This is a genomic window from Sphingomonas sp. 2R-10 (genome assembly GCF_030062225.1).
Taxonomy (GTDB): Bacteria; Pseudomonadota; Alphaproteobacteria; order Sphingomonadales; family Sphingomonadaceae; genus Sphingomonas.
The window spans coordinates 38754-64090 of record NZ_JASCXF010000023.1 but is presented as its reverse complement, the minus strand read 5'-3'; the positions used below and the strand labels follow the sequence as shown (position 1 = coordinate 64090).

Sequence of the window (25337 nt, the reverse complement as noted above, 5' to 3'; positions counted from 1 at the left end):
GAAAGGCCCGTCGCCTGCCAGCGGCGGGCCCTTCCGCGTCAGGCGGGGCGGAAGGTCATCGCGACTCCGTTCATGCAATAGCGCTTGCCGGTCGGCGGCGGTCCGTCGTCGAACACATGGCCCAGATGCCCGCCACAGCGCGCGCACACGACCTCGGTCCGCGACATCATCAGCGAATTGTCGGTGCGGTTGATGACGGCACCGGCGCGCGGGGCATAGAAGCTGGGCCAGCCGGTGCCGCTTTCGAACTTGGTCGACGACAGGAACAGCGGCTGCCCGCAGCCGGCACAGGCGAACACGCCCTTGCGCTTCTCGGCGTTGAGCGGGCTGCTGTACGGCCGTTCGGTTCCTTCCTGTCGCAGCACGGCATATTGCGCGGGGGTCAGGCGCGCCTTCCACTGCGCATCGGTCAGCCTGAACGGGAAGTTCGGCGCGGCCTCGCTTTCCGACGGCGCGCAGCCGATCAGCGCGGCCAGCGCCGACAGGCCGGTCAGTTCGAGCAGGCGGCGGCGGTCGATCGACATGGGAACATCCTTTCGATCGTCATGTGGGAGGGCCCGCGACCTGCGGCAACGGGCGGGTACGCCAGCCGACCGACGCGCGGCCGAAATGAAAGTCTTTTACCGGATTCGGTGCCGGCGGCTTGCTAAACCGGTGCTGCGGCCTTGCCGTGGCCGCAATTTGGGGCCATTTGGCGGATTATGCCTTTCTCGACGTTGCCCGAACCGCTTGCCGCGGCGCTTTCCGCGCGCGGCTATGAAGCCCCGACCGCCGTACAGGCGGCCGTCCTGACACCCGACGCCGAAGGGCGCGACCTGCTGGTATCCGCACAGACGGGGTCGGGCAAGACCGTCGCCTTCGGCCTCGCCATGGCGCGCGACCTGCTGGAGGCGGACGACAAGATGCCGCGCGCGGGCACGCCGCTGGCGCTCGCGATCGCGCCGACCCGCGAACTGGCGTTGCAGGTCGCGCGCGAACTGCTGTGGCTCTATGGTCCGACCGGTGCGCGTATCGTATCGTGCGTCGGCGGCATGGACGCGGCGCGCGAACGGCGCAACCTCAGCCATGGCGCGCATATCGTCGTCGGTACGCCGGGCCGCCTGCGCGACCATCTGGAGCGCGGCGCACTGGACCTGTCGGGCCTGAAGGTCGCGATCCTCGACGAGGCCGACGAGATGCTCGACATGGGCTTTCGCGAGGATCTCGAAGGGATCCTCGACGGGACGCCCGCCGATCGCCGCACGCTGCTGTTCTCGGCGACGCTCGCCAAGCCGATCGTGGCGCTGGCGAAGCGCTACCAGAAGGACGCGTTCCGCATCGACACGCGTGAGGCGGAGCGGGGCCATGGCGACATCAGCTATCAGGCGATGACGGTCGCGCCGAACGATATCGAGAATGCGGTCGTCAACCTGCTGCGCCTGCACGAGCCGGACACGGCGTTCCTGTTCTGCGCGACGCGCGAGGCGGTGCGGCACCTGCACGCCAATCTGGTCGAGCGCGGCTTCGACGCGGTGGCGCTGTCGGGCGAGCATTCGCAGTCGGAGCGCAACCATGCGTTGCAGGCGCTGCGCGACCGCCGCGCCCGCGTCTGCGTCGCGACCGACGTCGCGGCGCGCGGTATCGACCTGCCGTCGCTAAGCCTGGTGGTGCATGTCGAACTGCCGCGCGATGCCGAGGCGCTCCAGCACCGCTCGGGCCGGACCGGCCGCGCGGGCAAGAAGGGCATCGCCGCGCTGATCGTGCCGTTCCAGCGCCGTCGCCGGGTCGAGGGGCTGCTGCGCGACGCGAAGATCAACGCCGAATGGATCGGCGTGCCGACGCCGGAACAGATTCACGCCGCCGATCGCGAGCGGCTGCTCGCCAGGCTGGCCGAGCCGGTCGAGTTCGACGAGGCCGATGTCGAGCTGGGCGCGCGCCTGCTGACGGAGAAGTCGCCCGAGGATATCGCCGCGCTCTTGGTCCGTGCGCTGCGCGCCAAGCTGCCCGCGCCCGAGGAACTGTCGGCGGGCGGTGCGCCCGAACGCCGCGACCGGCCGGAAGGGCCGCGTCCGGGGTTCGAGGATACCGTGTGGTTCCGCATGAATGTCGGACGCCGGCATAATGCCGATCCGCGCTGGCTGCTGCCGCTGCTGTGCCGCCGCGGGCACATTACGAAGGGCGAGATCGGCGCGATCCGCATCGCCAACGACGAGTCGGCGTTCGAGATTCCGAAGGCGATCGCGGGTAAGTTCATCGCATCGGTCAAGCGGACCGCGACGCCCGACGACGATCTGATGTTCGAGCAGATGGCGGGGCCGCCGGCCGCGCCGCAGCGTCGCACCAACGGCGCACCGCCGCGCCATGCCGCCAAGCCGTATCGGCCGGGGCGTCGGGGGTGATCCCGGCCTTAGCGTGAAGAAGGTTCGTTCACGCGAAGGCGCGAAGACGCGGAGTAGAAGAAGGTAGAGTTCGCGCAGAGGCGCGGAGGCGCAAAGAGGTTGCGTTTGTGGTGGCCGCTTGCCGCGTTAGCGGCCCGTGGCTTCTGGCGCGATTCAGTGGTGTGTTCCGCAACCGACTTGAACGTCATCCCAGCGAAGGCTGAAATCTTTCAGTGATAGGTCGGGGCAGGAACTGGGGAGGCCCCAGTCTTTGCTGGGGCGACGCTTCAGGCTTCGCCGGACATGCGGCAGTCGCCGCGAACGCAACCTCTCTGCGCTCTCTGCGCCTCTACGCGAAATCTATCTTCTTCTACTCCGCGTCTCCGCGCCTTCGCGTGAACCACCCTTCCTTCTGCTTCCTGAGCCCCCCAACCGTTGCACGCCTACGCAAAAACGCGTATGGCGCGCCGGTTCGACGAGCACAGACTCGCGAAGGCCGGGCGTGCGCGCCCGATTCCGTGATCGACGGGGCAAGCCTTTCGTGACGACATGGTCGCCGGATGCCGCGTGTCGTATTCGGCGCGCGCGGCAATCCCGGTCAAAGACCGCCGGACACAACCGGCCGGCCGGAAACATAGTGTACTAGGAACCACGTTCTTTATGGCCAGCATGGCAAATCCCACCCGTGACGATTTCGCGTCGATGCTCGACGACATGTTCGGCGCCTCGGAAAGCTTCGAGGGCCGCGTTGTCATCGGCACCGTCACCGGGATAGAAAACGACCTCGCCGTCATCGATGTCGGCCTGAAGTCGGAAGGCCGCGTGCCGCTGCGCGAATTCGCGGCGCCGGGCCAGAAGGCCGATCTGAAGGTCGGTGACGAAGTCGAAGTCTATGTCGACCGCGTCGAGAATTCGAACGGCGAAGCGATGCTGAGCCGCGACCGCGCCCGTCGCGAAGCCGCCTGGGACAAGCTGGAAACCGAATTCGCCAAGACTGCACGCGTCGAGGGCGTGATCTTCGGTCGCGTGAAGGGCGGCTTCACCGTCGACCTGTCGGGCGCCGTCGCGTTCCTGCCGGGTTCGCAGGTCGATATCCGTCCGGTGCGTGACGTCACCCCGCTGATGGACATTCCGCAGCCGTTCCAGATCCTGAAGATGGACCGCAAGCGCGGCAACATCGTCGTGTCGCGTCGCGCCGTGCTGGAAGAAACCCGCGCCGAGCAGCGTTCGGGCCTGATCCAGTCGCTGGCCGAAGGCCAGGTGATCGACGGCGTCGTCAAGAACATCACCGATTACGGTGCGTTCGTCGACCTGGGCGGCATCGACGGCCTGCTGCACGTCACCGACCTGTCGTACAAGCGCGTCGGTCATCCGAGCGAAGTGCTGAACATCGGCGACACCGTCCGCGTCCAGATCATCCGCATCAACCGCGACACGCAGCGCATCTCGCTCGGCATGAAGCAGCTTGAGAGCGATCCGTGGGATGGCGCCGGTGCCAAGTATCCGGTCGGCGCGAAGCTGTCGGGCCGCGTCACGAACATCACCGAATATGGTGCGTTCGTCGAACTGGAGCCGGGCATCGAAGGCCTGGTCCACGTGTCGGAAATGAGCTGGACCAAGAAGAATGTCCATCCGGGCAAGATCGTGTCGACCAGCCAGGAAGTCGACGTGATTGTTCTGGAAGTCGATCAGGACAAGCGCCGCATCTCGCTGGGCCTCAAGCAGGCACAGGCCAATCCGTGGGAGAAGTTCGCGGAAGATCACCCCGTCGGTTCGACCGTCGAGGGCGAGGTCAAGAACGCCACCGAATTCGGCCTGTTCATCGGTCTGGACGGCGACGTCGACGGCATGGTCCACATGTCGGACATCGCATGGGGCATTTCGGGCGAGGACGCGCTCAACCTGCATCGCAAGGGTGAGACGGTTCAGGCCGTCGTGCTGGCGATCGAGCCGGACAAGGAGCGCATCTCGCTCGGCATGAAGCAGCTTGAGCGTGGTGGTCCGGTCACGGCGCAGGCGGGTGATCGCCTGAACAAGAACGCGATCGTCACCGTGACCGTGCTCGAAGTCCGCGATGCGGGCCTCGAAGTGCAGCAGGGCGACGATGGCGCGACCGGCTTCATCAAGCGCACCGATCTCGGCCGCGACCGCGACGAACAGCGTCCGGAGCGGTTCCAGGTCGGCCAGAAGTTCGACGCGATGGTCACCGGCTTCGATCGTTCGAAGAAGCCGACCTTCTCGATCAAGGCGATGCAGATCGCCGAGGAGAAGCAGGCCGTTGCGCAGTACGGTTCGTCGGACTCGGGTGCGTCGCTGGGCGACATCCTGGGCGAGGCGCTGAAGGCACGCGGCGAACAGAAGTAAGCCGCACGCCTGCCGGACCGGTAGCGACAGGAACGGGGTGCTCCACATCGGAGCGCCCCGTTTTTGCGTTCATTCGAAAGACGGATTGTTTCGGCGGATAGATTTAGGTTAGTGGCCAGCTGTGCCCGGATCGTACCGATCGGGGCCAGGATTTTGATTTGCCGAGGGAATGATGATCCGATCCGAACTGGTTCAGCACGTGGCGCAGGAAAATCCCGACCTGCCGATCCGTGACGTGGAACGGATCGTGGCGACCTTCTTCGACGCCATCACCGAACAGCTGCGCGGTGGCGGCCGGGTCGAACTGCGCGGTTTCGGCGCCTTTTCGACCCGCGCTCGCGACGCCCGCACCGGCCGCAACCCGCGCACCGGCGAGGCGGTCGAGGTCGATGCCAAGCGCGTGCCCTATTTCAAGCCCGGCAAGGAAATGCGCGCGCGGCTGAACGTCTGAGATTCTTCGAAAGCTCGCGGAAGCGCGGGTCGTCGACCGCCGGTGCCGCAGAATGCGGCACGCCGCTTTTCCAGACGCGTCTGACCCGTAGCGGGACGGATTTAGGCCCTTTCGCAGGGGCGGCGGCTGGCGCATGTCGGTCGCCGAACCGACGAAGGACCGGCCGATGATCGCTGCCCGACTATTCCTGCCCGCCGCGCTGGTACTGGCGGTGTCGCCGCTCCCGGCGCAGCAGCGGGGCGCGCCGTTCGTGATCGAACAGACCGGGGAGGGGTTTCCGACGATCGATGCCGCGGTGACGGCGGTGCGCGACGGGACCGCGACGATCCTGATCGCGCCGGGGACCTACCGTGACTGCACGGTGCAGACCGGTGGCGACATCACCTATCGCGCGCGTACGCCGGGTACGGTGATCTTCGACGGCGGAGCGTGCGAGGAGAAGGCGACCTTCGTCCTGCGCGGGCGGCGGTCGACCGTCGACGGCATCGTGTTCCGCCGCATCCGCGTGCCCGACGGCAACGGCGCGGGCATCCGGACCGAGATCGGCGACCTGACCGTCACCAATTCGACCTTCCTCGACAGCCAGGAAGGCATATTGGGCGGCAACCCCGACGGGCGGCAGCGCATCACGATCGACCGCTCGACCTTCGCCGGACTGGGACAGTGCGACGAAACGACCGACTGTTCGCATTCGGTGTATCTGGGCAATAACGGGTCGATCACCATTACCCGGTCGCGGTTCGAACGCGGCACCGGCGGCCATTACGTCAAGATTCGCGCGCCGCGGATCGAGATCACCGATTCGAGCTTCGACGACAGCCGCGGCAGCAAGACCAACTACATGATCGACCTGCCCGAAGGCGCGACCGGGCTGATCGCGCGCAACACCTTCGTCCAGGGCAAGGCGAAGGAGAACTGGACCGGCTTCATCGTCGTCGGTGCGGAAAAGCACACCTTCCCGGCGCGCGGGCTGCGGGTCGAGGAGAACGACGCGCGACTGGCGCCGGGTGTGGACAAGAGCCCGGCCTTCGTCGCCGACTATACCGGCGACGGCGTGGCGGTGGGGGCGAACCGCCTCGGACCGGGCGTGCGCAAGTTCGAGACGCGCTGAGCGGTTTTCGATCAGGTTGTATCTAATCGTCGATTTCGCTTCGGTCCGGGCCGATCCGGCGATAGCATGTTCGCCTATGTACAGACGTTTCATGTTTGCCCTGCCGCTGATCGCGCTTGCGGCTTCCGCGCCCGCCCAACCGCAGCCGTCGCGCACCCTGTCGGAACTGACCGCGTGGAGCGCGAAGCCCGCGGCTGCCCGGCCAGCCAACCTGCCCGCGCTCGACCGTCCGCTGAACCGGGCGGAGGCGGCGCAGGCTTCGGCGCTGCTTGCCGCCGCCCGGCTGCGCGACGTTGCTGCGGCGGAGCGCGAGGCGGTGGCGGCGAAGGCGATCACGATCGGCGACCGGACGCTGCGCTGGGAAAGCCGCCAGTTCGGCACCGCGCCGTTCGGCAAGCGCAGCCTGTGGATTTCGATGCACGGCGGCGGCAACGCTCCGCCGGTGGTCAACGACCAGCAATGGCGCAACCAGATCCGCCTCTACGAACCGGCGGAGGGCATCTATCTCGCGCCGCGCGCGCCGACCGATACGTGGAACCTGTGGCACGAGCCGCAGATCGATCCGCTGTTCCAGCAGCTGATCGATGCGCAGGTCGCGATCAACGGCGTCGATCCCGACCGGGTGTATCTGCTCGGCTATTCGGCGGGCGGCGACGGCGTGTGGCAGCTCGCACCCCGCATGGCGGATCACTTCGCCGCCGCGGCGATGATGGCGGGGCATCCCAACGAAGCGGGCGTCGCGGGCCTGCGCAACCTGCCGTTCGCGATCTTCATGGGCGGGGCGGATGCCGCTTACGACCGCAACCGCATCGCCGCGGAAAAGGGCGCGGAGCTGGCGAAGCGGCATGCGGCCGATCCCGGCGGCTATGTGTCGATGACGCGCATCTATCCGGGGCTGCCGCACTGGATGAACGGCAAGGATGCCGAGGCGTTGCCATGGATGGCGCAGTTCACCCGCAATCCATGGCCCAAACGGATCGTGTGGGTACAGGACGACGTGACGCACGACCGCTTCTACTGGCTGCACATCCCCGGTGCCGCGGCGGCCAAGGCGGGCGACCGGATCGATGCGACGGTCGCGGGGCAGGCGATCACGCTGACCGGTGCGGTACCGGCGGGAACGACGCTGCGCCTGTCGGACCGGCTGATCGATCTGGACAAGCCGGTGCGGGTGACGGTCAACGGTCGCGTGGCATTCGCGGGCAAGGTGCCGCGCACGGCGGCGGCGATCGTCGCCTCGCTGGCGGAGCGGGCCGATCCGGTATCGGTAGCGACGGCGCTGGTGCGGTTGCCGTAAAGGCATCGACGCGCCCCCGGCAGGGATGTGAAGCCGGCCCCCGGCGCCTGCCGCGTGCCACCACCGGGAGATCGGAGCTTTCGCCGATTCCTTGCGGGATCGGTGTGGCGGCGGTCCCGACCCCTCCCGGCCAGGAAGGTGGGGCTTGCCGACCCCTAGGTGTTTGATTGATCCTCATTGAAGCGGGCGTCATCCCGGCGAAGCCGGAATTTCCCGGTGGCAGCGCGCAGCAGGAGCCGATGAAGACCCCAGCCTGCGCTGGGGTGACGGTTCCACACGGATGGATCAAACTCCAGGCGGACCGGACTCGCTCCGACGGCAACGATTACCGGCAGGTCGTCCCCTCGCCCGGATCGAGGTCGAGGCAGCGGCCGTCGATCTCGGTCTTCGCCACCGGCAGGCGGATCGTCGCCGCCAGCGTCGGCAGGATGTCGACCGTCTCCACGCCGAATGGTTCCTCGAACCCGCCGGCCCCCTTGCGCCAGAACAGCATCGGCACGCGGCGGTCATAGTCCCAGAAGCTGCCATGCGTCGCGACCGAGCTGCCGACCACCGGATGCGGCAGCGTCAGCACGCGCGGCTTCATCGCCACCAGCAGGTCGCCCGAGCGCGGCGGGTAATAGGAGGCGCGGGCGCGTTCGATCAGCGACCACGTCTCGGGCGGGGTCGCGGGGACGGTCGTCGCCATGATCTGCGCGCGGGTGAAGACCGCCTGCGTCTGCGGATGGGTCGTGAACATCGCGATCGCCTCGCGCTCGACCGCGGCCTTCTGGGCCGGGGTCAGGTTGATGTCGTACCACACGTCGCCGTTGACGCCGCCGAACAGGACCGGCCCGGCGATGCCGAGCTTCTGCCCGATTGCCTTGCCGATCCGCTCGACGGTGAAGTCCCCGTCCAGCCGGACCGCGTCGGGAATGGCGTGGCTGGCATGGCGCTCGCTGGCGTCGCTGCCGCCATGGTCGGCGGTCAACACGACCTGATAGTCGACACTGGTCGCGTCGAGCACCGCGAAGAACTCCCCCAGGCTCTGGTCGAGCGAGGTGAGTTGCAAGCACATCTCGCTGCCTTCGGTGCCATAGCCATGGCCGACATAGTCGGTCGCCGATGCGCCGATCGAGATGATGTCGGTCTGCGGACCCCGGCCCAGCTTCATGTCCTGAACGAGCCCGGCGGCGAGGGCGAGGACGGCGGCATCATATTCGGGCGAACGGCGGAACGCGGCGATGTCGCCCGCGGCACGTTCGAAGCGGCCGGTGCCGATCGTCTTGTCGCCGACGCGGACGGCGCGGGCGAGCGGCTGGCAGAAGGTCGGCAGCGTCATCGCGGCTTGCGGCGTTGCGATCTGTTTCGCGACGGCGGCGTTGGCGCGCGCGACGACCGGCGGCATCCGCCGGCCGGCATAGCTGGTGAAGCCGTCCTTGCCGAACCACCACAGCTCGTCGACCTTGTGCCCGCCCATCATCACCGCCGCGCGGTCCTTGCCCGCGACCGAGACGACGCGCGTGCGCGGGTCGGCGGCTTTCATCCGTTCGCCCAGCGTCGGCACCATCAGGTGCGTGTCGGAGACGGTATAGTCCTTGAACGTCGATCCGGCGACGCGTTCGTCCTCCGCGCAATAGACCTTGTGATCCGGACGGGCGTTGCCGCGCTGGTCGATCCAGTCGTTGGCGATGATGCCGGTCCGCGCGGGCCGCGATCCGGTAAGGATCGTCGAGTGCCCGGGGCAGGTTTCGGTCGCGGCATGGCTCTGATAGCCCGAGGGGAAGACCGCGCCCTGCATCAGGCGCGCGAAGCCGCCGGTGAAGCGCGCGCGATATTCGGCGAACAGGTCGGCGGAGAACTGGTCGACCGAGATCGCGACGATCAGTTTCGGCGGGGTCGCCGGATAGGTCGGCGGCACGGCCACGTCGACGGGGGCCGCGCTCTGGGCAAAAGCGGGGGTGGCGGACGCCAGCAACAGCGCGGCGAGAGAGACGAGACGCATCGGGTACTCCGCGGACGGTGCATCCGTCCTCGAACTCCGCTACTCCGCGTCCATGACAGCGGCAAGAATACTATGGCGTCGAATCGTCCTGCTGACCGTGCTGCTCTGCGCAGCGATGCCGGTCGCCGCGCAGGTGCCGGGGCAGCGCCACGTCCAGATGCGGATCGTGGCGGAAAGCGACACCCCGGCGGCGGGCACGCGCGTCGCGCTCGCGCTGGTGTCGGTGCCCGATGCGGGATGGCACGGTTACTGGCAGAATCCGGGCGCGGTGGGCACGCAGCCGCGGCTCGACTGGACGCTGCCGGCGGGTGCCCGCGTGGGCGACCTGCGCTACCCGGTGCCGGAGCGGCTGACCGTCGCCGGGATCATGAACTATGTCTATGAACGGCCATGGACGATCCTGACCGAGCTGGAACTGCCCGCCGGTCTGGCGCGGGGCAGCGTGGTGCCGGTGCGCCTCGCGATCGACTATCTCGTCTGCACCCGCGAAATCTGCGTGCCGGAAAAGGCGGTGCTGTCGACCGAACTCACCATCGGCGACGGGGCGATCACACCCGAACGCCGCGCCGCGTTCGATGGCTGGCGCCGCGCGCTGCCCCGGCCACTGGGATCGCCGGCGCTGTTCCAGCCGGGCGAACCGTTGCGGTTGCGCGTGCCGTTTCCCGCGGCCCGGCCGATCGGCGATCCGTATTTCTTTCCGCTGACCGAAAACGCGATCGATTACGATGCGGCACAGACGATCCGGCGCGACGGCGACGCGATCGTCATCGAGACGAAGGGCACCGGCAAGCCCGCCGTGATCGAGGGGGTGCTGGCGACCGGACCGGGGCAGGGTTTCGCGATCCGGGCGACGCCGGGCGTGGTCGCCGCACCCGCCGAACCGGCGCCGGTCCGCGCCGCGCTGCTGGCCTTTGCCGGAGCGTTGCTCGGCGGGTTGTTGCTCAACGTCATGCCATGCGTGTTCCCGATCCTGAGCCTGAAGGCGCTCAGCCTTGCCCGCTCGGGCGAGTCGGCCGCCCATGCGCGGGCGGAGGGCGTTGCCTATACCGCCGGGGCGGTCGTCACCTGCATGGCGCTGGGCGGCATCCTGCTGGCGATCCGTGCGGCGGGGGTCGCCGCGGGATGGGCGTTCCAGCTGACCGATCCGCGCGTCGTGCTGGTGCTGCTGGTGCTGACCGGGGGGATCGCGCTCAACCTTGCCGGGCTGTTCGAACTGCCGACGCCGCAGGTCGGTACGCGCAGCGGGCGCAGCGGTGCGTTCGCCACCGGCGCGCTGGCGGCGTTCGTCGCGACGCCGTGCACCGGGCCGTTCATGGGCGCGGCGCTGGGATCGGCGCTGGTCCTGCCGCCGGTCGCCGCGATGGCGGTGTTCGCCGGGCTGGGATTGGGGCTGGCATTGCCGTTCCTGCTGCTTGGCTTCGTGCCGGCGTTGCGGCGACGGCTGCCAAGGCCCGGCGCGTGGATGGATGCGTTCCGCAAGGGGCTGTCGGTGCCGATGTTCCTGACCGCGCTGGCGCTGGCATGGATATTGGGGCGGCAGGCCGGGGTCGACGGCATGGCGCTGGGTCTGGGGGCGTTGCTGCTCGCCGGGCTGGGGCTGTGGTGGACCGGACGGCGGCAGTTGCGCGGGCGCGACCGGGCGTGGTGGCCGGGCATCGCCGCGCTGACGCTCGCCATCGCCACGACGGCGCTGGTCCAGCGCGCGCCGCCGGCGGGGGCGGCGGCTACGGGTATCGCCGGAGCCGAACCGTTCAGCGAAACCCGGCTGGCGACGCTGCGTGCCGAGGGGAAGCCGGTATTCGCCTATTTCACCGCCGACTGGTGCCTGACCTGCAAGGTCAACGAACGCGCCGCGATCGAGACGCGGGCGGTGGCCGATGCGTTCGGCAGGGGCGGGGTCAAGGTGCTGGTCGGCGACTGGACCGATGGCGATCCGGTGCTGGGCCGCTTCATCGAGGGGCATAACCGCGCCGGCGTGCCGCTCTACCTCTATTATGCGCCGGGCAAGGGCGAGGCGCAGGTGCTGCCGCAGGTACTGACCCCGGCGACGCTGACCGATCTGGTATCGTGATCGTATAAAGCCGCTTGCCACCCGTTATTTCGCAGCGCAGCATAGGGAGCGATTACCGGCAGGTTGCGTTGGAGGACGGATGGGGCAGGCGTTCGACGAAATCTGGGGACATGGCGGGCCGGATCATCCGCGCCCCGACCTTGCGGCACTGGCGCGGTGGATGCGCGGGGTGCCGCCCCATGAGCTGAAACGCCGTCTGCAATCCGCCGAAGCGACCTTTCGCCAGCTGGGCATCACCTTCGCGGTCTATGGCGACAGCGAGGCGGCGGAACGGATCATCCCGTTCGACATCGTACCGCGCGTGTTCATGGCGGACGAATGGGCGCGGCTGTCGCAGGGGCTGATCCAGCGGACGCAGGCGATCAACGCGTTCCTCGACGACATCTATGGCGAACGCCGCATCCTGAAGGCCGGGGTACTGCCGCCCGACCTGATCTTCGGCAACGCGCAGTTCCGCCCGGAGATCGCCGGCATCCGCCCGCCGCACGGCGTGTGGGCGCATATCTGCGGCATCGACCTGGTCCGTACCGGGCCGGACGAATTCTTCGTGCTGGAGGACAATGCCCGCACGCCGTCGGGCGTGTCGTACATGCTGGAGAATCGCGAGGCGATGATCCGGCTGTGCCCCGAACTGTTCCGCAATTTCCGCGTGGCGGCGGTCGACAGCTATCCCGACAGGCTGCTGGAGACGATGCGGTCGGTTGCCCCGCCGGGTGCGGGCGCACATCCGACCTGTGTCGTGCTGACGCCCGGCCACTTCAATTCGGCCTATTACGAACACAGCTTCCTCGCCGATTCGATGGGGGTCGAACTGGTCGAGCCCGCCGACCTGCTGGTCGACGACGATGTGGTGTGGATGCAGACCATCGCCGGGCGGGTGCGGGTCGACGTCATCTATCGCCGGATCGACGACGACTTCATCGATCCGGTGGTGTTCCGCCCCGAATCGCTGCTGGGCGTGCCGGGGCTGATCGCGGCGTATCGCGCGGGCAACGTCGCGCTGGTCAACGCACCGGGCAACGGCATCGCCGACGACAAGGCGATCTACAGCTACATGCCGGAAATCGTCCGTTTCTATGCCGAGGCCGAGCCGCTGCTGCCCAATGTCGAGACGTGGCGCTGTCGCGAACCACAGGCGCTGAAATACGTCCTCGACCATCTCGACGAAGTGGTGGTGAAGCTGGTCGACGGGTCGGGCGGCTATGGCATGCTGGTCGGCCCGACCGCGTCGAGGGCGGAGATCGAGGATTTCCGCCGCGCGCTGATCGCCGAGCCGCAGCGCTACATCGCGCAGCCGACGCTCGCGCTCTCCACCGTGCCGACGCTGACGGAGGCGGGGCTGGCGCCGCGCCATGTCGACTTCCGCCCGTTCGTGCTGACCGGGGCGGAGACGGTGCAGGTGGTGCCCGGCGGGCTGACCCGCGTCGCGTTGAGGGAAGGGTCGCTGGTCGTCAATTCCAGCCAGGGCGGCGGGACCAAGGACAGTTTCGTGCTGATGGACGATGGTCCGGTCCAGTTGCAGTCGCAGTCGCTGGGCGGCATGACCCAGTCGCAGGGAGCCCGCTGACATGGCGATGCTGTCACGCACCGCCGCCTCGCTCTATTGGCTGGGCCGCTATGTCGAACGCGCCGATTTCCTCGCCCGTCTGGTCGAGGCGACGGTGCGGCTCGATGCGCTGTCGTCGCGTCCGGCGGGGGATGCGGCATGGGCCAGCGCGCTGGCGGTCAGCTATACCGAGGACAGCTTCGCCGCGACGGAGCAGGCGGTCGGGCAGGCATCGGTGGCCCGGTTCCTGACCTGTGACCGCAGCCATGCCGGATCGATCCTGTGGTGCCTCGATGCGGCGCGCAACAATGCCAAGGCTGTGCGGACCGCGCTGACCCGCGACGCATGGACCGCGATCAACCGCGCATGGATCGTCTTCAACGCGCCGCGGGGTGAAGAGGGGGAGGACATCCTCAACCTCGTCGAGGCGATCAAGGCCGAGGCGCGCGGGTTCGAAGGCGCGGTCCAGCGGATGATGAAGAACGAGGCGACGTGGTTCGTCCAACTCGGCGCGGCGATCGAGCGGGCGGACAACACCGCGCGACTGATCGACGTCAAATATCACCTGCTGCTGCCCGAGGGCGAGCGGATCGGCGGTGCGATCGACCGCGATCAGTGGACGACGATCCTGCAGACCGTGTCGGCCGTAACCGCCTATCGCTGGCTGTATAGCGAGGGGTTGAAGCCGGCGAACGTCATCGAACTGCTGCTGTCGCGCGGCGAAGTGCCGCGCAGCCTTGCCGCGTGCGTCGACGAAACCGTCGAGATGCTCAACATGATGGGCAAGCGCACGGGTTTCCAGGGCGAGGCCGACCGCATGGCCCGCGCACGGCTCGCGCGGATGCAGAAGACGCGGGCGCATGAGGTCATCGTCAGCGGGCTGCACGAATATCTGGCTGCCTTCATCCGGGAGAATGCGATGCTCGACGCCGCGATCGCCCGCCAGTTCCGCTTCATCTGATGCGGCTGTCGGTCCACCACGAAACGCGGTATCGCTTCACCGAACCGCAGGCGCGCATCGTCCAGCTGCTGCGCCTTTTCCCCGCCGACACCAGTCACCAGACGGTCGTCAACTGGCGGATCGACGTCGATTGCGACGCGCGGTTGCGCGACAGCATCGACGGTTACGGCAACATCACGCGGATGCTGTATGCCGAGGGGCCGGTCGAAACGCTGCTGCTCACCGTGTCGGGCGAAGCGCTGCTGACCGAGGGCGACGGCCCGATCGAGGGGACGGACGAACCGTTCCCGCCCGAACTGTTCCGCCGGGTGACGGCGTTGACGCGCGCCGATGCGGTGATCGAAGGACTGGGGCAGGGCGACGACCGGGCGGCGATGACGGCGCTGGCGGCGGCGATCCACGCGCGCTGGCCGCTCGACCGGCGTCCGGCCCCGGCGATCCGTGCTGCGGTCGATGCGGTGAGGGACGACCGGCTGAGCCCGCGCGACATGGCGCAGATATTCATCGCGGCGGCGCGGGCGCGCGGGATACCAGCACGCTACACATCGGGCTACAGTCTCTCGGGCGACGACGAACGCCGCACCGCTGCGCCGCATGCGTGGGTGGAGGCCCATGTTGCGGGCGGGTGGTATGCGTTTGATCCGGCGATCGGCGGGAGATCGCAACTGGACCATGTGCGGGTCGCGGTGGCGCTGGATGCCGCCGGTGCAGCGCCGATCGCGGGCGTGCGGATGGGCGCGGGGGACGAGGCGATTGATGTGGACGTCGATGTGCGGGTCGAGGATAACGTGCAGGCCTGAACCCTCCCCGTTCCGCGCAAACGGTCCCCTTCTCCAACCGGAGCGTGATGACATCAGGCCGAACCGTTCTTCCCGAGTAGCCGCTGAACTTGTCGAAGCGGCGTATCGAAGGACCGCCCGTGGCGATATGCTTCGATACGGGCCTTCGCCAAGCGCAGTCCCTACCCAGCACGCACGGTTCTGTATGAGGTAAGCCAGCGTTAGAGTTTGATCCATCCGACTGGAAACGTCACCCCAGCGAAGGCTGGGGTCTCCGTCGGCTCCTGCTGCGCGCTGCCACCGGGAGATCCCAGCCTTCGCCGGTATGACGCCCGGCTGAAACAGGGTGGATCAGACTTTAGAAAACCCCGCCTCTGATTACGCTTCGTGCCCGCGATAGTTCTTTAGTTCGTCGCCGACGACCTGCACGACGTGCAGCACGTTGGTCGACCCCGGCGTCCCGAACGGCACGCCGGCACACACCACCACGCGGTCGCCCGCCGCCGCGATGTTGTGACGCAGCAGCATGCGCTTCGCCTTCGCCACCATTTCCTCGAATGAACCGACGTCGCGGGTGTGGACGGCGTGGACGCCCCACAGCAGCCCCAGCCGGCGCGCGGTGTCGAGCTGCGGCGTCAACACCATGATCGGCACCGCGGGGCGTTCGCGCGCGATGCGGCGCGCAGTCGAGCCCGACTTGGTGAAGCACAGGATCGCCTTCGCATCGACCGTGGCGGCGATGTTCTTGGCGGCTTCGGCCAACGCGTCGGCGGTGGTGGGGTCGGGGCGCAGCACCGTGAAATGGACGCGGTCGCCGTGTGCGGGATCGCGTTCGACGGCGTGCGAGATGTCGTTCATCATCGCCACCGATTCGACCGGCCAGCTGCCCGCGGCGCTTTCCGCCGACAGCATGATGGCGTCGGCACCGTCATAGACCGCGGTCGCGACGTCCGACACCTCGGCACGGGTCGGCGAGGGCGAGGTAATCATCGATTCGAGCATCTGCGTCGCGACGACGACCGGACGGCCGAGGCGGCGGGCAGTTTCGACGATGCGCTTCTGGAGCGGCGGCACCGATTGCGGCGGCAGTTCGACACCCAGATCGCCGCGCGCGACCATCACGCCATCGCACTGCTCGACGATCTCCTCCAGCCGGGCGACGGCGGAGGGCTTCTCGATCTTGGCGAGCAGCGCCGCGCGGCCGCCGATCAGCTTGCGCGCCTCGGCCAGATCCTCGGGCCGCTGCACGAACGACAGCGCGATCCAGTCGACGCCCTGTTCGACCGCGAAGTGCAGGTCGGAGATATCCTTTGGCGTCAGCGCGGCCATCGGCAGCACCACGTCGGGGACGTTCAGCCCCTTCGAGTTCGACAGTGCGCCACCGACCACGACCTCGGTCACGATCTTGTCGTCGTCATGGTCGAGCACTCGCAGCACCAGCTTGCCGTCGTCGAGCAGCAGGCGGGCATCGCGGGCGATCGCGGCGAAGATTTCGGGATGCGGTAGTTCAACGCGCGTCGCATCGCCCGGCTCGTTCGAGCGGTCGAGCGTGAAGCGCTGTCCGGCTTCGAGCATCACGCGCCCTTCGGCGAAGCGGCCGACGCGCAGCTTCGGTCCCTGCAGATCGGCGAGGATCGTCGTCGGACGATCATATTGCCTTTCCAGCCCGCGAATCGCCTCGATGACCGCGACCTTGGATTGCTGGTCGCCATGGCTCATATTGACGCGGAACGCATCGGCGCCCGCTTCGAACAGCTTCGCGATCATTTCGGGCGTGTTGCTGGCGGGGCCGAGAGTGGCGAGGACGCGAACCTTGCGCGAACGGGGGCTGATGGCCTTGGTCATGAAAGTCTCCGGGCGTTGCGCGCCTGCCTCTAAGGCTTATTCTAAAACGATCAACCTTGTAGGACCAGTTGCATGACCCCAATCGACTCGATCAGCGACGCGGCGCAGGCCGCCGCCTTTCGCCGGCTCGTCCGCCACCTGCAACACCGCACCGACGCGCAGAATGTCGACCTGATGGGGCTGGCGGGCTTCTGCCGCAACTGCCTGGGCGACTGGCTGGGCGAGGCGGCGGGCCTGTCGAGGGAGCAGGGGCGCGAGGCGGTGTACGGCATGCCCTATGCACAGTGGAAGGCGACGCACCAGCTGCCCGCCACCCCCGAACAGATCGCGCGGATGGACGAAAGCGTGGCGAAGAACCGCACCGACGCCGCGCTGGACGAAGCCCTCGACGACAGTTTCCCGGCGAGCGACCCGCCGGCGATGACCGAACCCCGCTGATCGGTTGAGGCGCGCGCCCGGATCGGCTAGGCGCGCCCGTTCACGAATTCTTGACCATCGTAAGGGAACCCATGACCGACAACGTCTCGGCGGAACAGCTCCGCCTCCTGATCGAGCGCATCGAGCGCCTCGAAGAAGAGAAGAAGGGCATCAGCGACGACATCAAGGATGTCTATGGCGAAGCCAAGTCGACCGGATTCGACGTGAAGACGATGCGCAAGATCATCAGCCTGCGCCGCATGGAAAAGCATCATCGCGACGAAGCGGACATGCTGCTCGAAACATACAAGCAGGCGCTCGGTATCTAACACCGCATTCAGGGGGCAGCGACATGGCCAGCGTCTTCCACTTCGCCACCCGCCTGCTGAAGGGGCATGGCGATCCGCATGGCGAGGAAGAGGCCCATGTCCTGTCCGCGATCGAACGCGGTACGCCGGTCAGCCGCGACGCCGCCGACGAATCGGACGCGCGTTCGACCTTCGGCGACCGGCTGGCCGACCGCGTCGCTGCGGTCGGCGGATCGTGGGGGTTCATCATCGCCTTTACGGCGGTGCTGCTCGGGTGGATGCTGCTCAATTCCGACGTGCTGTCGCATTTCGGGCTGGCGTTCGATCCATACCCCTACATCTTCCTGAACCTGATGCTGTCGACGCTGGCGGCGGTGCAGGCGCCAGTCATCATGATGAGCCAGAACCGGCAGTCCGAAAAGGACCGGCTGGCGGCCCGGCTGGACTATGAAACCAATTTGCGGGCCGAGATCGACATCCTCGCGCTGCACGCCAAGCTCGACACCGACGTGATCGACCGGCTGGCGGCGCTGGAGGCGAAGATCGACGCGCTGGCGCAAAGCTCTGCTCGGGCGTAGAGCGGGCGATAACCTAAAGAGGCACCGATGGCAGGCCATAGCAAATTCAAGAACATCATGCACCGCAAGGGTGCGCAGGACAAGAAACGGTCGGGCATGTTCAGCAAGCTCAGCCGCGAAATCACCGTCGCGGCGAAGATGGGTCTGCCCGATCCCGACATGAACCCGCGCCTGCGCGCGGCGGTCAACGCCGCCAAGGCGCAGTCGATGCCGAAGGACAATATCCAGCGCGCGATCGACAAGGCGTCGAAGGGCGACCTCGAGAATTACGAGGAAATCCGCTACGAGGGCTTCGGCCCGGCCGGGGTTTCGCTCATCATCGAGGCGCTGTCCGACAACCGCAACCGCACCGCGACCAATGTCCGCACCGCGGTGTCGAAGAACGGCGGCAATCTCGGCACCGCCGGGTCGGTCAGCCACGGGTTCGACCGGGTCGGCCTCATCAACTATCCCGCCAAGGCCGGGGACGCGGAAAAGGTGTTCGAGGCGGCGCTGGAAGCCGGTGCCGAGGACGTGACGTCGAGCGAGGACGGCCATGAGATCTGGACCGCGCAGGGCGACCTGCACGAAGTCGCCAAGGCGCTGGAGCCGGTGCTGGGCGAGGCCGAGGGCGCCAAGCTGGCATGGCGGCCGCAGACGATGGTCTCGGTTGGCGAAGACGATGCCGCGACGCTGTTCAAGCTGCTCGACGCGCTGGACGACGACGACGACGTCCAGACGGTATGGGGCAATTACGAGGTGTCCGACGAGGTGATGGAGAAGCTGGGTTGACCTTTTCGATCCTCCCCGCTTCGCGGGGAGGGGGACCAGCGAAGCTGGTGGGGGGGGGCTGCCGCGAGCGCTGCGTTGTGTGGGGCTCCCCCTCCACCACCGCTTCGCGGCGGTCCCCCTCCCCGTTCCGGGGAGGATACCGAACGTGCTGATCCTTGGCCTCGATCCGGGCCTCGGCACCACCGGCTGGGGCATGATCCGCGCCGATGGCAACCGCCTGTCGCACATCGCCAACGGCCAGATCCGTACTGACCCGTCGATGCAGCTCCCCCGCCGCCTCGCGCTGCTGTTCGGCGCGCTGGGCGAAGTAATCCGCACCGAACGCCCCGATGGCGCGGCGGTCGAGGAGGTGCTGGGCAACAGCAACGCGCAATCGACGCTGAAGCTGGGGCAGGCGCGCGGCGTCGTCCTGCTCTCCGCCTCGACCGCCGGCCTTGCGATCGGCGAATATCATCCGAGCATCGTCAAGAAGGCGGTGGTCGGCACCGGCGGCGCGGACAAGAAACAGATCCAGGCGATGGTCGGCCATCTGCTGCCCGGCGTGAAGCTGTCCGGCCCGGATGCGGCGGACGCGCTGGCGGTGGCGATCACCCATGCCCATCACCTCGCCAGCGCCCATGCGCGGGCGAGGCGGTCGACAGGGATCGGGGCGTGATCGCGGCGGCGTTCCTATCCCCGCGCAGGCGGGAATCCAGAGCCAAACAGAACCGGCGTGGATTGTCGCCCTGGATCCCCGCCTGCGCGGGGATTCGGCTTATCGAGAGAAATCGCGCATGATCGCCCACCTCAAAGGCACGCTGTCCGTTTCCGGCATCGATCACGCCGTCATCGACGTGAACGGGGTCGGCTATCTGGTCGGCGCGTCGTCGCGGACGTTGCAGGCACTGGGGCCGGTCGGTGGCAGCGTCACGATCCACACCGAGATGCTGGTCGCCGAGGACTTCATCCGGCTGGTCGGTTTCGCCAGTGCGGACGAGCGCGACTGGTTCCGCCTGCTGACCGGGGTGCAGGGCGTCGGCGCACGGGTGGCGCTCGGCATTCTCTCGACGTTGTCGCCCGACGAGGTCCGCACCGCGATCGCGCGCGGCGACAAGGCCAGCATCGCGCGTGCCAACGGCGTCGGCCCGAAACTGGCGCAACGCATCGCGATGGAATTGAAGGACAAGGTCGGCGGCATCGCCATCGGCCCCGGCGCGGTCGCGCCGGCGGCCGGCGGCGACGGGGTGGAGGGCGACGCGGTATCGGCGCTGCTCAACCTCGGCTTCCGCCCCGCCGAAGCGGCGACCGCGGTCGGCAAGGCGGCGGAGGAACTGGGGCCGGGGACGAGCCTCGACGCGCTGGTCCGGCTGGCGCTGCGCAAGGCGTCGCGCTGAAGGCGGGCCGTGCGGTGGACGCGGCGGATCGGCTTGCCCCGGTGGCCTGTACCGATTTATGTTGTCGTCGCAACGATCTGAGATGGAGGTGGCGATGACCGCTATTTCGGCGAGCATGGGACGACAGGGGATCAATCGATCCGACGACGTCCGCAAGGTGCAGCTTCTTCTGCGACAGGCAGGGGGCGCGCCCGGCCCCATCGACGGTATCGCCGGTCCGCTGACCATCCGGGCGATCTTCGGCTTTCAGCAGCGCTTCCTTACCCGGCCCGACGGGCGGGTCGATCCGGGCGGGCGGACGCTCGGCCGGTTGAACGGTCCCGCCGCGCGCGCTGCTCCCGCCGCTCCGCCCGCCGGGGCGAGGCCCGCGCCACGCCCGGTGTCGCCCGCACCGCGTCGCCCGGTGGCATCCCCGCCCCCCGCACAGACGGTTGGCGGCGACTGGATCGGGGACAGCGAGCAATGGTCGCAGGAAAAGAAGCTCACCAGCCTCGAATCCGGGTTCCGCCGAAAGATCGTCGAGGTGATCCGCCTGCTCAAGGCCGAAGGGTTCCGCCCCAGGATCGTGTTCGGGTGGCGATCGGTCGCCAAGCAGCAGGAACTTTTCCGGCGTGGTGTCACCAAGGTCAGGTTCAGCTTCCACAATGCACAGACGCCGCAAGGCGTGCCCAATGCATGGGCCGTCGATCTGGTAGACGAGCGCTGGGCATGGAACGAGCCGGATTGCCACAAGTTCTTCAAGGCGCTCGGCCGGATTGGCAAGGGGCAGGGTCTGGTGTGGGGCGGCGACTGGGCGTCGTTCCGCGACTGGGCGCATCTTCAGGGTCGGCAGAACTCGGAACTAGCAGCGGTGAAACGGGAAAGCGGTCTATGAAGAGGCTTCTGGCGGCATCGTTACTGGTCTGCGCAGGGGCGGCGGGCGCGCAGGATATCGGCGGCGACTGGCTGATCCTCCAGACCGCCGCCGATCCGATCGCGCTGGTCGGCGCGGCATCGGCGAAGCGCGCGCCCGGTGCCCGCGTGATCGCGACCGACGATTGCGTCGGCATGAAGCCTGGCATGTACGTCCTTGCCGCGCGGCCGGGAAGCGGTGCGCGCGCTCCCGGTGCCTATATCAAGCGCTGCGCCGCCAAGCCGCGCAGCGTCGCCGCGCTGGGGCTGCCCGCCGTCGATCCGAGCTTTGCCGCGATGCGCAGTGAACCAGTCAATTTCGACGGCGGCGATATCGTCAGCAAGGTGCGCGCCGGACTGTTGCTGCGTCCATATTACCTGCCCACCCCGAACGATCCGCGCGAGGGGTTGCGTATGGCCGTGGACGATGTGGCGGGCCGTCGCCGCCCGATCGAGCGCGACTGCACCGACCCCGAGGTCGCTCGAGAGGGCGACCTGATCGCGATCGCCTGCGCGATCGAGCAGGTCGCCGATCGATATGTCTATCGCACCACCGTCTACCGCGCGGGCGACCTCAAGCGGGTGCAGTCGGTGCCGCGCTGTCGCAACCCGCGCTTCGTTTCGGGTCGCAAGCTGCGGTGCGATGCGCAGTTGATCGACGCGGACGGCAACGTCTCGCTCCGCCCGCGCGACCTGCGGCTTTAGCGGCGACAGCAAAGCGTCTCGACCGCTCCCGCGCGAAGAGCTAGGGAACGGGCGTGACCGACGACCGTATCACCACCCCGATCCGCCGACCCGACGATGTCGACGCCGCGCTGCGGCCCAAGGCGCTCGACGAATTCGTCGGGCAGCAGGCGGCGCGCGAGAATCTGCGCGTGTTCATCGATGCCGCGCGCGGGCGCGGCGACGTGCTCGACCATGTGCTGTTCTTCGGACCCCCCGGCCTCGGCAAGACCACGCTGGCGCAGATCGTCGCGCGCGAGATGGGCGTGGGGTTCCGCGCCACGTCCGGCCCGGTCATCGCCAAGTCGGGCGACCTCGCTGCGCTGCTGACCAATCTGGAGGACGGCGACGTCCTGTTCATCGACGAGATCCATCGCCTGAATCCTGCGGTCGAGGAAGTGCTGTACCCGGCGATGGAGGACCGTGCGCTCGACCTGATGATCGGCGAGGGGCCGTCGGCGCGCAGCGTCCGCATCGACCTGCCGCGCTTCACGCTGGTCGGCGCGACGACGCGGCAGGGGTTGCTGACCACGCCCTTGCGCGACCGGTTCGGCATTCCGGTCCGGCTGCAATTCTACACCGTCGACGAACTGACCCGCGTCGTCACCCGCGCCGCTGGCCTGCTCGGCCTCGGCATCGCGACCGACGGCGCGACCGAAGTGGCCCGGCGCGCGCGGGGCACGCCGCGCATCGCCGGGCGGCTGCTGCGGCGGGTGCGCGACTTCGCCAATGTCGCCGGCGTCGACATCGTCGATGCCCGCACCGCCGATGCCGCGCTCAACCGGCTGGAGGTCGATGCCAAGGGCCTCGACGCGATGGATCGCCGCTACCTGATGATGATCGCCGACGTCTATCGTGGCGGCCCGGTGGGGGTGGAGACGCTGGCGGCGGGCCTCAGCGAACCGCGCGATACGATCGAGGAAGTGATCGAGCCGTACCTGATCCAGATCGGCATGATCGCCCGCACCGCGCGGGGGCGCTGCCTGAATGCGGGCGGGTGGAAGCATCTGGGGTTCGAGCCGCCGGCGGGGTCGCAGGATTCGCTGTTCGATTGAGGGAGACGGGAATGAAACGCGGATTGCTGTCGTCGGCGGCACCGGGCCTGATGGCTGCCCCGGTTTCGGCCGAAACGCCGCTGCGGATCGAGGTTGCGATGGCAGCGGATGCGACGGCGCGCGTGACGATCGGTTCGCAGTCGTTCGTGCTACCCGACGAACAGGAGCGGTTCGCCGCCGCGCTGAACGCGATGCCGGACAAGGATCGCCCGGTCGTCGTCGATGTCACGGGCAGGACGGAGACGCCGTACCGCGTTTTCGGTGGCATCCTGTATCTGGCGCAATCGGCCGGTTTCCAGAGGGTCAGCTTCGTCGCCGAACCACCGGCGGGCTGAACGATGGCCCCGTTCCCTCATATGGTCGGCGCTGTTGCAGCGACGCTGATGCTGGCGGCGGTTGCAGGATGCAAGCCGCCGACGGTCGTGTTCGAAGGCGAGCAGGAAACGGCGGCGCGCGGCAGGACGATCCTCGGGCGGATCGGGCTCCCCTTGCCCGACAGCGCGGTCATCGAACATGCCACGATGGAGCGTGGGCTGGACGACAATGCCCGGATCGTCGCGGTGTTGCCCGAGGCGGCGTGGCGCCCGATCGCGACGCGGCTGGCGGCACGCGATCCCGCCGCGCCGCCCTTCTCGGCGGAGGCCAATGCGATGCTCGGTCCCGATGCCGCCGGCTGGGCACCGCGCCGGGCACCGGGGCTGCGCACGATCCAGCGCCGCTGGAACGACGGCGGAGAGGTGGTCAATGTCGGGGTGGCTCCTGCCGGTGCCGGCCGGGTCCGGCTGTTCCTCTTCTGGCATGAGCTGTGATCGGCCGCGGATGCCACCACCCCTTTCCCCCGCTGCCCGCGATGGTTAAAGCGGACGCATGACCGACCCCGACCAGCCGGCCGGCGGCCGCTTCGTCGGCGGTACGCATCGCTTTCCCGTCCGGATCTATTTCGAGGACACCGACCTGTCGGGCGTCGTCTATCACGCGAACTATCTTCGTTATTTCGAACGCGCGCGCAGCGACATGCTGATGCTGGCCGGGATCGACCAGCGTGCGGCGCACGAAGCGGGCGAGGGAGCCTATGCCGTGCGCTCGATGCAGCTCGACTGGCGGGCGCCGGCCAGGCTGAACGACGCACTGGTCGTGGTCAGCACCGTCGAGCGGGTCCGTGCCGCGGCGGTCGATATTCAGCAGAGAGTCATCCGCGACGATCTTCTATTGGCGTCGGCACGGGTGGAGGTCGCTTTCGTGGCTCCGTCCGGGCGGCCGCGTCGCCAGCCGGCGGTGTGGACCCAGACGTTCACCGCGCTGGTCGCAACCGATAAAGGGGCATGATGGACGTTTTCGTGAACACCGACGCCGCGACGATGTCGCCGGTCGCGCTCTTCCTGGCAGCGGACTGGGTGGTGAAGGCGGTGATGCTGGGGCTGCTCGCCGCCAGCGTCTGGACCTGGGCGATCATCGTCGGCTTCCTGGTACGCGCGCGCAAGGTGCGCCGCGACATCGACCGGTTCGAGGTCGAGTTCGAACAGGCCGAGGATATCGACGCGTTCCACCGGTTGCAGGGATCGCGCGACACTGCCATCGCCCGCGTATTCTCGTCGGGGGTGCGCGAATGGCGTCGTTCGACCGCGTCGAAGCAGATCGACCGCGACGGCACCCGCGAACGCCTTGCCACCGCGATGGCGTCGAGCGTGGCGGACGAGAGCGAGACGCTGGCCGACCGGCTGAACGTGCTGGCCACGGTCGGATCGGTCGCGCCGTTCGTCGGGCTGTTCGGGACGGTATGGGGCATCATGCGCTCGTTCACCGCGATCGCATCGGAACAGAACACGTCGCTGGCCGTCGTCGCGCCGGGCATCGCCGAGGCGCTGTTCGCCACCGCCATCGGGCTGTTCGCGGCGATCCCGGCGGTCATCGCCTATAACCGCTTCAGCCACGGCGTGAACCGGATCGAGGCGCGGCTGAACCGTTTTGCCGACGCGTTCCATGCGACGCTCTCGCGCCAGCTCGAAGGCGTCTGAGCAATGGGCATCAACCTGCCGTCGGCAAAGGGAAAAGGGCGTCGGGCGCCGATGGCGGAGATCAACGTCACGCCGCTGGTCGACGTGATGCTGGTGCTGCTCATCATCTTCATGGTCACCGCGCCGCTGATGACCGCGGGCGTGCCGGTCAACCTGCCCGACAGCCGGGCCAAGGCGGTCGAGCAGGCGCAGCAGCCGGTGACGCTGTCGATGGATGCCGACGGGCGGACCTATCTCGACGACGTCGAGGTGTCGGCCGACAACCTGCCGGGCGAACTGGAAAAGATCGCGGCGGCGGGTGCCGGCGCGACCGAACCGCGGCAGGTGATGCTGCGCGCCGACCGCAGCCTCGACTATGGCCGGGTCAATGCCGTGCTGGGCGAACTGAACCGCGCCGGGCTGAACCGCGTGTCGCTCATCAGCGTGGCGCAGTAAGCCCC

Annotated in this window: 26 protein-coding genes; 23 read left to right on the top strand and 3 right to left on the bottom strand. The window is 68.1% G+C overall.

Features of this window, described 5'->3' with window-relative positions; genetic code table 11:
- Positions 1-38: 38 nt before the first annotated feature.
- Complete coding sequence (gene msrB / locus QLH51_RS12215) at positions 39-524, bottom strand: peptide-methionine (R)-S-oxide reductase MsrB (protein WP_125659435.1); 486 nt, start codon at positions 522-524, stop codon at positions 39-41.
- A 177-nt stretch (positions 525-701) separates the two neighbouring features.
- Between msrB and QLH51_RS12210 the strand changes: the two genes are divergently transcribed.
- From QLH51_RS12210 to QLH51_RS12190, 5 genes are all read left to right on the top strand, one after another.
- Positions 702-2378, top strand: coding sequence for a DEAD/DEAH box helicase (locus QLH51_RS12210; protein WP_125659432.1), 1677 nt, complete (start codon positions 702-704; stop codon positions 2376-2378).
- Between the two features lie 639 nt (positions 2379-3017).
- On the top strand, positions 3018-4721 hold the full coding sequence (rpsA, locus tag QLH51_RS12205; protein WP_125659430.1) for a 30S ribosomal protein S1: 1704 nt from the start codon (positions 3018-3020) through the stop codon (positions 4719-4721).
- A 172-nt stretch (positions 4722-4893) separates the two neighbouring features.
- On the top strand, positions 4894-5172 hold the full coding sequence (locus QLH51_RS12200) for an integration host factor subunit beta (protein WP_125659427.1): 279 nt from the start codon (positions 4894-4896) through the stop codon (positions 5170-5172).
- A 133-nt stretch (positions 5173-5305) separates the two neighbouring features.
- Positions 5306-6283 (top strand): right-handed parallel beta-helix repeat-containing protein, encoded by a 978-nt coding sequence (locus QLH51_RS12195; protein ID WP_241217949.1) that lies wholly within the window; start codon positions 5306-5308, stop codon positions 6281-6283.
- A 91-nt stretch (positions 6284-6374) separates the two neighbouring features.
- Positions 6375-7580: an alpha/beta hydrolase gene (locus QLH51_RS12190; RefSeq protein WP_125659421.1), complete on the top strand. Its 1206-nt coding sequence runs from the start codon at positions 6375-6377 to the stop codon at positions 7578-7580.
- Positions 7581-7905: 325 nt separating this feature from the next.
- On the opposite strand, the gene QLH51_RS12185 is transcribed toward QLH51_RS12190, so the two are convergent.
- On the bottom strand, positions 7906-9564 hold the full coding sequence (locus QLH51_RS12185) for an alkaline phosphatase family protein (protein ID WP_125659418.1): 1659 nt from the start codon (positions 9562-9564) through the stop codon (positions 7906-7908).
- Positions 9565-9616: 52 nt separating this feature from the next.
- On the opposite strand from QLH51_RS12185, the gene QLH51_RS12180 reads away from it, so the two are divergent.
- The 4 genes from QLH51_RS12180 to QLH51_RS12165 all read left to right on the top strand — a co-directional run bounded on the left by QLH51_RS12180 (position 9617) and on the right by QLH51_RS12165 (position 14942).
- Entirely contained in the window at positions 9617-11635 is a 2019-nt protein-coding gene (locus QLH51_RS12180; protein WP_125659415.1) for a protein-disulfide reductase DsbD domain-containing protein, read from the top strand.
- Between the two features lie 79 nt (positions 11636-11714).
- Positions 11715-13202, top strand: coding sequence for a circularly permuted type 2 ATP-grasp protein (locus QLH51_RS12175; protein WP_125659411.1), 1488 nt, complete (start codon positions 11715-11717; stop codon positions 13200-13202).
- 7 nt (positions 13203-13209) lie between these two features.
- The gene (locus QLH51_RS12170; RefSeq protein WP_283514552.1) at positions 13210-14142 is read left to right on the top strand and encodes an alpha-E domain-containing protein; all 933 of its coding nucleotides are present in this window, start codon (positions 13210-13212) and stop codon (positions 14140-14142) included.
- A complete protein-coding gene (locus QLH51_RS12165; RefSeq protein ID WP_125659405.1) occupies positions 14142-14942 on the top strand; it encodes a transglutaminase family protein in 801 nt (266 codons plus the stop codon). The genes QLH51_RS12170 and QLH51_RS12165 overlap by 1 nt, the downstream gene beginning before the upstream one ends.
- Before the next feature lie 357 nt (positions 14943-15299).
- Here QLH51_RS12165 and pyk read toward each other — a convergent pair whose 3' ends face one another.
- On the bottom strand, positions 15300-16766 hold the full coding sequence (gene pyk / locus QLH51_RS12160; protein ID WP_125659402.1) for a pyruvate kinase: 1467 nt from the start codon (positions 16764-16766) through the stop codon (positions 15300-15302).
- A 72-nt stretch (positions 16767-16838) separates the two neighbouring features.
- Here pyk and QLH51_RS12155 point away from each other — a divergent pair, with 72 nt between their 5' ends.
- From QLH51_RS12155 to QLH51_RS12090, 14 genes are all read left to right on the top strand, one after another.
- On the top strand, positions 16839-17204 hold the full coding sequence (locus QLH51_RS12155) for a DUF1244 domain-containing protein (protein WP_125659399.1): 366 nt from the start codon (positions 16839-16841) through the stop codon (positions 17202-17204).
- A gap of 71 nt (positions 17205-17275) precedes the next feature.
- On the top strand, positions 17276-17512 hold the full coding sequence (locus tag QLH51_RS12150) for a DUF2312 domain-containing protein (protein WP_055997244.1): 237 nt from the start codon (positions 17276-17278) through the stop codon (positions 17510-17512).
- Positions 17513-17535: 23 nt separating this feature from the next.
- Positions 17536-18069, top strand: a complete 534-nt coding sequence (locus QLH51_RS12145) for a DUF1003 domain-containing protein (RefSeq protein ID WP_125659396.1) — start codon at positions 17536-17538, stop codon at positions 18067-18069.
- Positions 18070-18096: 27 nt separating this feature from the next.
- Positions 18097-18840 carry a YebC/PmpR family DNA-binding transcriptional regulator gene (locus tag QLH51_RS12140; RefSeq protein ID WP_125659393.1) on the top strand — a complete coding sequence of 248 codons (744 nt, stop codon included), beginning with the start codon at positions 18097-18099 and terminating at the stop codon, positions 18838-18840.
- A 145-nt stretch (positions 18841-18985) separates the two neighbouring features.
- Positions 18986-19495 carry a crossover junction endodeoxyribonuclease RuvC gene (ruvC, locus tag QLH51_RS12135; protein ID WP_055819147.1) on the top strand — a complete coding sequence of 170 codons (510 nt, stop codon included), beginning with the start codon at positions 18986-18988 and terminating at the stop codon, positions 19493-19495.
- A 118-nt stretch (positions 19496-19613) separates the two neighbouring features.
- Positions 19614-20213, top strand: coding sequence for a Holliday junction branch migration protein RuvA (gene ruvA, locus QLH51_RS12130; RefSeq protein WP_125659390.1), 600 nt, complete (start codon positions 19614-19616; stop codon positions 20211-20213).
- A gap of 94 nt (positions 20214-20307) precedes the next feature.
- Complete coding sequence (locus QLH51_RS12125) at positions 20308-21087, top strand: peptidoglycan-binding protein (RefSeq protein ID WP_125659387.1); 780 nt, start codon at positions 20308-20310, stop codon at positions 21085-21087.
- Positions 21084-21809 carry a hypothetical protein gene (locus QLH51_RS12120; RefSeq protein WP_125659384.1) on the top strand — a complete coding sequence of 242 codons (726 nt, stop codon included), beginning with the start codon at positions 21084-21086 and terminating at the stop codon, positions 21807-21809. Before QLH51_RS12125 ends, QLH51_RS12120 begins: the two co-directional genes overlap by 4 nt.
- Positions 21810-21862: 53 nt before the next feature.
- Positions 21863-22882 carry a Holliday junction branch migration DNA helicase RuvB gene (gene ruvB, locus QLH51_RS12115; RefSeq protein WP_125659381.1) on the top strand — a complete coding sequence of 340 codons (1020 nt, stop codon included), beginning with the start codon at positions 21863-21865 and terminating at the stop codon, positions 22880-22882.
- A gap of 11 nt (positions 22883-22893) precedes the next feature.
- Positions 22894-23217 carry a biopolymer transporter ExbD gene (locus QLH51_RS12110; RefSeq protein ID WP_125659378.1) on the top strand — a complete coding sequence of 108 codons (324 nt, stop codon included), beginning with the start codon at positions 22894-22896 and terminating at the stop codon, positions 23215-23217.
- A 21-nt stretch (positions 23218-23238) separates the two neighbouring features.
- Complete coding sequence (locus QLH51_RS12105) at positions 23239-23691, top strand: hypothetical protein (RefSeq protein ID WP_283514549.1); 453 nt, start codon at positions 23239-23241, stop codon at positions 23689-23691.
- A 58-nt stretch (positions 23692-23749) separates the two neighbouring features.
- The gene (locus QLH51_RS12100) at positions 23750-24208 is read left to right on the top strand and encodes a YbgC/FadM family acyl-CoA thioesterase (RefSeq protein WP_125659372.1); all 459 of its coding nucleotides are present in this window, start codon (positions 23750-23752) and stop codon (positions 24206-24208) included.
- Complete coding sequence (tolQ, locus tag QLH51_RS12095) at positions 24208-24897, top strand: protein TolQ (RefSeq protein WP_443018833.1); 690 nt, start codon at positions 24208-24210, stop codon at positions 24895-24897. Before QLH51_RS12100 ends, tolQ begins: the two co-directional genes overlap by 1 nt.
- Positions 24898-24900: 3 nt before the next feature.
- A complete protein-coding gene (locus QLH51_RS12090) occupies positions 24901-25332 on the top strand; it encodes an ExbD/TolR family protein (protein WP_125659366.1) in 432 nt (143 codons plus the stop codon).
- Positions 25333-25337 lie beyond the last annotated feature (5 nt).

What these genes read in the sequence shown, in the direction of transcription:
- msrB (WP_125659435.1), bottom strand. Translation starts at nt 524, where the DNA reads ATGTCGATCGACCGCCGCCGCCTGCTCGAACTGACCGGCCTGTCGGCG.
- QLH51_RS12210 (WP_125659432.1), top strand. Translation starts at nt 702, where the DNA reads ATGCCTTTCTCGACGTTGCCCGAACCGCTTGCCGCGGCGCTTTCCGCG.
- rpsA (WP_125659430.1), top strand. Translation starts at nt 3,018, where the DNA reads ATGGCCAGCATGGCAAATCCCACCCGTGACGATTTCGCGTCGATGCTC.
- QLH51_RS12200 (WP_125659427.1), top strand. Translation starts at nt 4,894, where the DNA reads ATGATCCGATCCGAACTGGTTCAGCACGTGGCGCAGGAAAATCCCGAC.
- QLH51_RS12195 (WP_241217949.1), top strand. Translation starts at nt 5,306, where the DNA reads ATGTCGGTCGCCGAACCGACGAAGGACCGGCCGATGATCGCTGCCCGA.
- QLH51_RS12190 (WP_125659421.1), top strand. Translation starts at nt 6,375, where the DNA reads ATGTTTGCCCTGCCGCTGATCGCGCTTGCGGCTTCCGCGCCCGCCCAA.
- QLH51_RS12185 (WP_125659418.1), bottom strand. Translation starts at nt 9,564, where the DNA reads ATGCGTCTCGTCTCTCTCGCCGCGCTGTTGCTGGCGTCCGCCACCCCC.
- QLH51_RS12180 (WP_125659415.1), top strand. Translation starts at nt 9,617, where the DNA reads ATGACAGCGGCAAGAATACTATGGCGTCGAATCGTCCTGCTGACCGTG.
- QLH51_RS12175 (WP_125659411.1), top strand. Translation starts at nt 11,715, where the DNA reads ATGGGGCAGGCGTTCGACGAAATCTGGGGACATGGCGGGCCGGATCAT.
- QLH51_RS12170 (WP_283514552.1), top strand. Translation starts at nt 13,210, where the DNA reads ATGCTGTCACGCACCGCCGCCTCGCTCTATTGGCTGGGCCGCTATGTC.
- QLH51_RS12165 (WP_125659405.1), top strand. Translation starts at nt 14,142, where the DNA reads ATGCGGCTGTCGGTCCACCACGAAACGCGGTATCGCTTCACCGAACCG.
- pyk (WP_125659402.1), bottom strand. Translation starts at nt 16,766, where the DNA reads ATGACCAAGGCCATCAGCCCCCGTTCGCGCAAGGTTCGCGTCCTCGCC.
- QLH51_RS12155 (WP_125659399.1), top strand. Translation starts at nt 16,839, where the DNA reads ATGACCCCAATCGACTCGATCAGCGACGCGGCGCAGGCCGCCGCCTTT.
- QLH51_RS12150 (WP_055997244.1), top strand. Translation starts at nt 17,276, where the DNA reads ATGACCGACAACGTCTCGGCGGAACAGCTCCGCCTCCTGATCGAGCGC.
- QLH51_RS12145 (WP_125659396.1), top strand. Translation starts at nt 17,536, where the DNA reads ATGGCCAGCGTCTTCCACTTCGCCACCCGCCTGCTGAAGGGGCATGGC.
- QLH51_RS12140 (WP_125659393.1), top strand. Translation starts at nt 18,097, where the DNA reads ATGGCAGGCCATAGCAAATTCAAGAACATCATGCACCGCAAGGGTGCG.
- ruvA (WP_125659390.1), top strand. Translation starts at nt 19,614, where the DNA reads ATGATCGCCCACCTCAAAGGCACGCTGTCCGTTTCCGGCATCGATCAC.
- QLH51_RS12125 (WP_125659387.1), top strand. Translation starts at nt 20,308, where the DNA reads ATGACCGCTATTTCGGCGAGCATGGGACGACAGGGGATCAATCGATCC.
- QLH51_RS12120 (WP_125659384.1), top strand. Translation starts at nt 21,084, where the DNA reads ATGAAGAGGCTTCTGGCGGCATCGTTACTGGTCTGCGCAGGGGCGGCG.
- QLH51_RS12110 (WP_125659378.1), top strand. Translation starts at nt 22,894, where the DNA reads ATGAAACGCGGATTGCTGTCGTCGGCGGCACCGGGCCTGATGGCTGCC.
- QLH51_RS12105 (WP_283514549.1), top strand. Translation starts at nt 23,239, where the DNA reads ATGGTCGGCGCTGTTGCAGCGACGCTGATGCTGGCGGCGGTTGCAGGA.
- QLH51_RS12100 (WP_125659372.1), top strand. Translation starts at nt 23,750, where the DNA reads ATGACCGACCCCGACCAGCCGGCCGGCGGCCGCTTCGTCGGCGGTACG.
- tolQ (WP_443018833.1), top strand. Translation starts at nt 24,208, where the DNA reads ATGGACGTTTTCGTGAACACCGACGCCGCGACGATGTCGCCGGTCGCG.
- QLH51_RS12090 (WP_125659366.1), top strand. Translation starts at nt 24,901, where the DNA reads ATGGGCATCAACCTGCCGTCGGCAAAGGGAAAAGGGCGTCGGGCGCCG.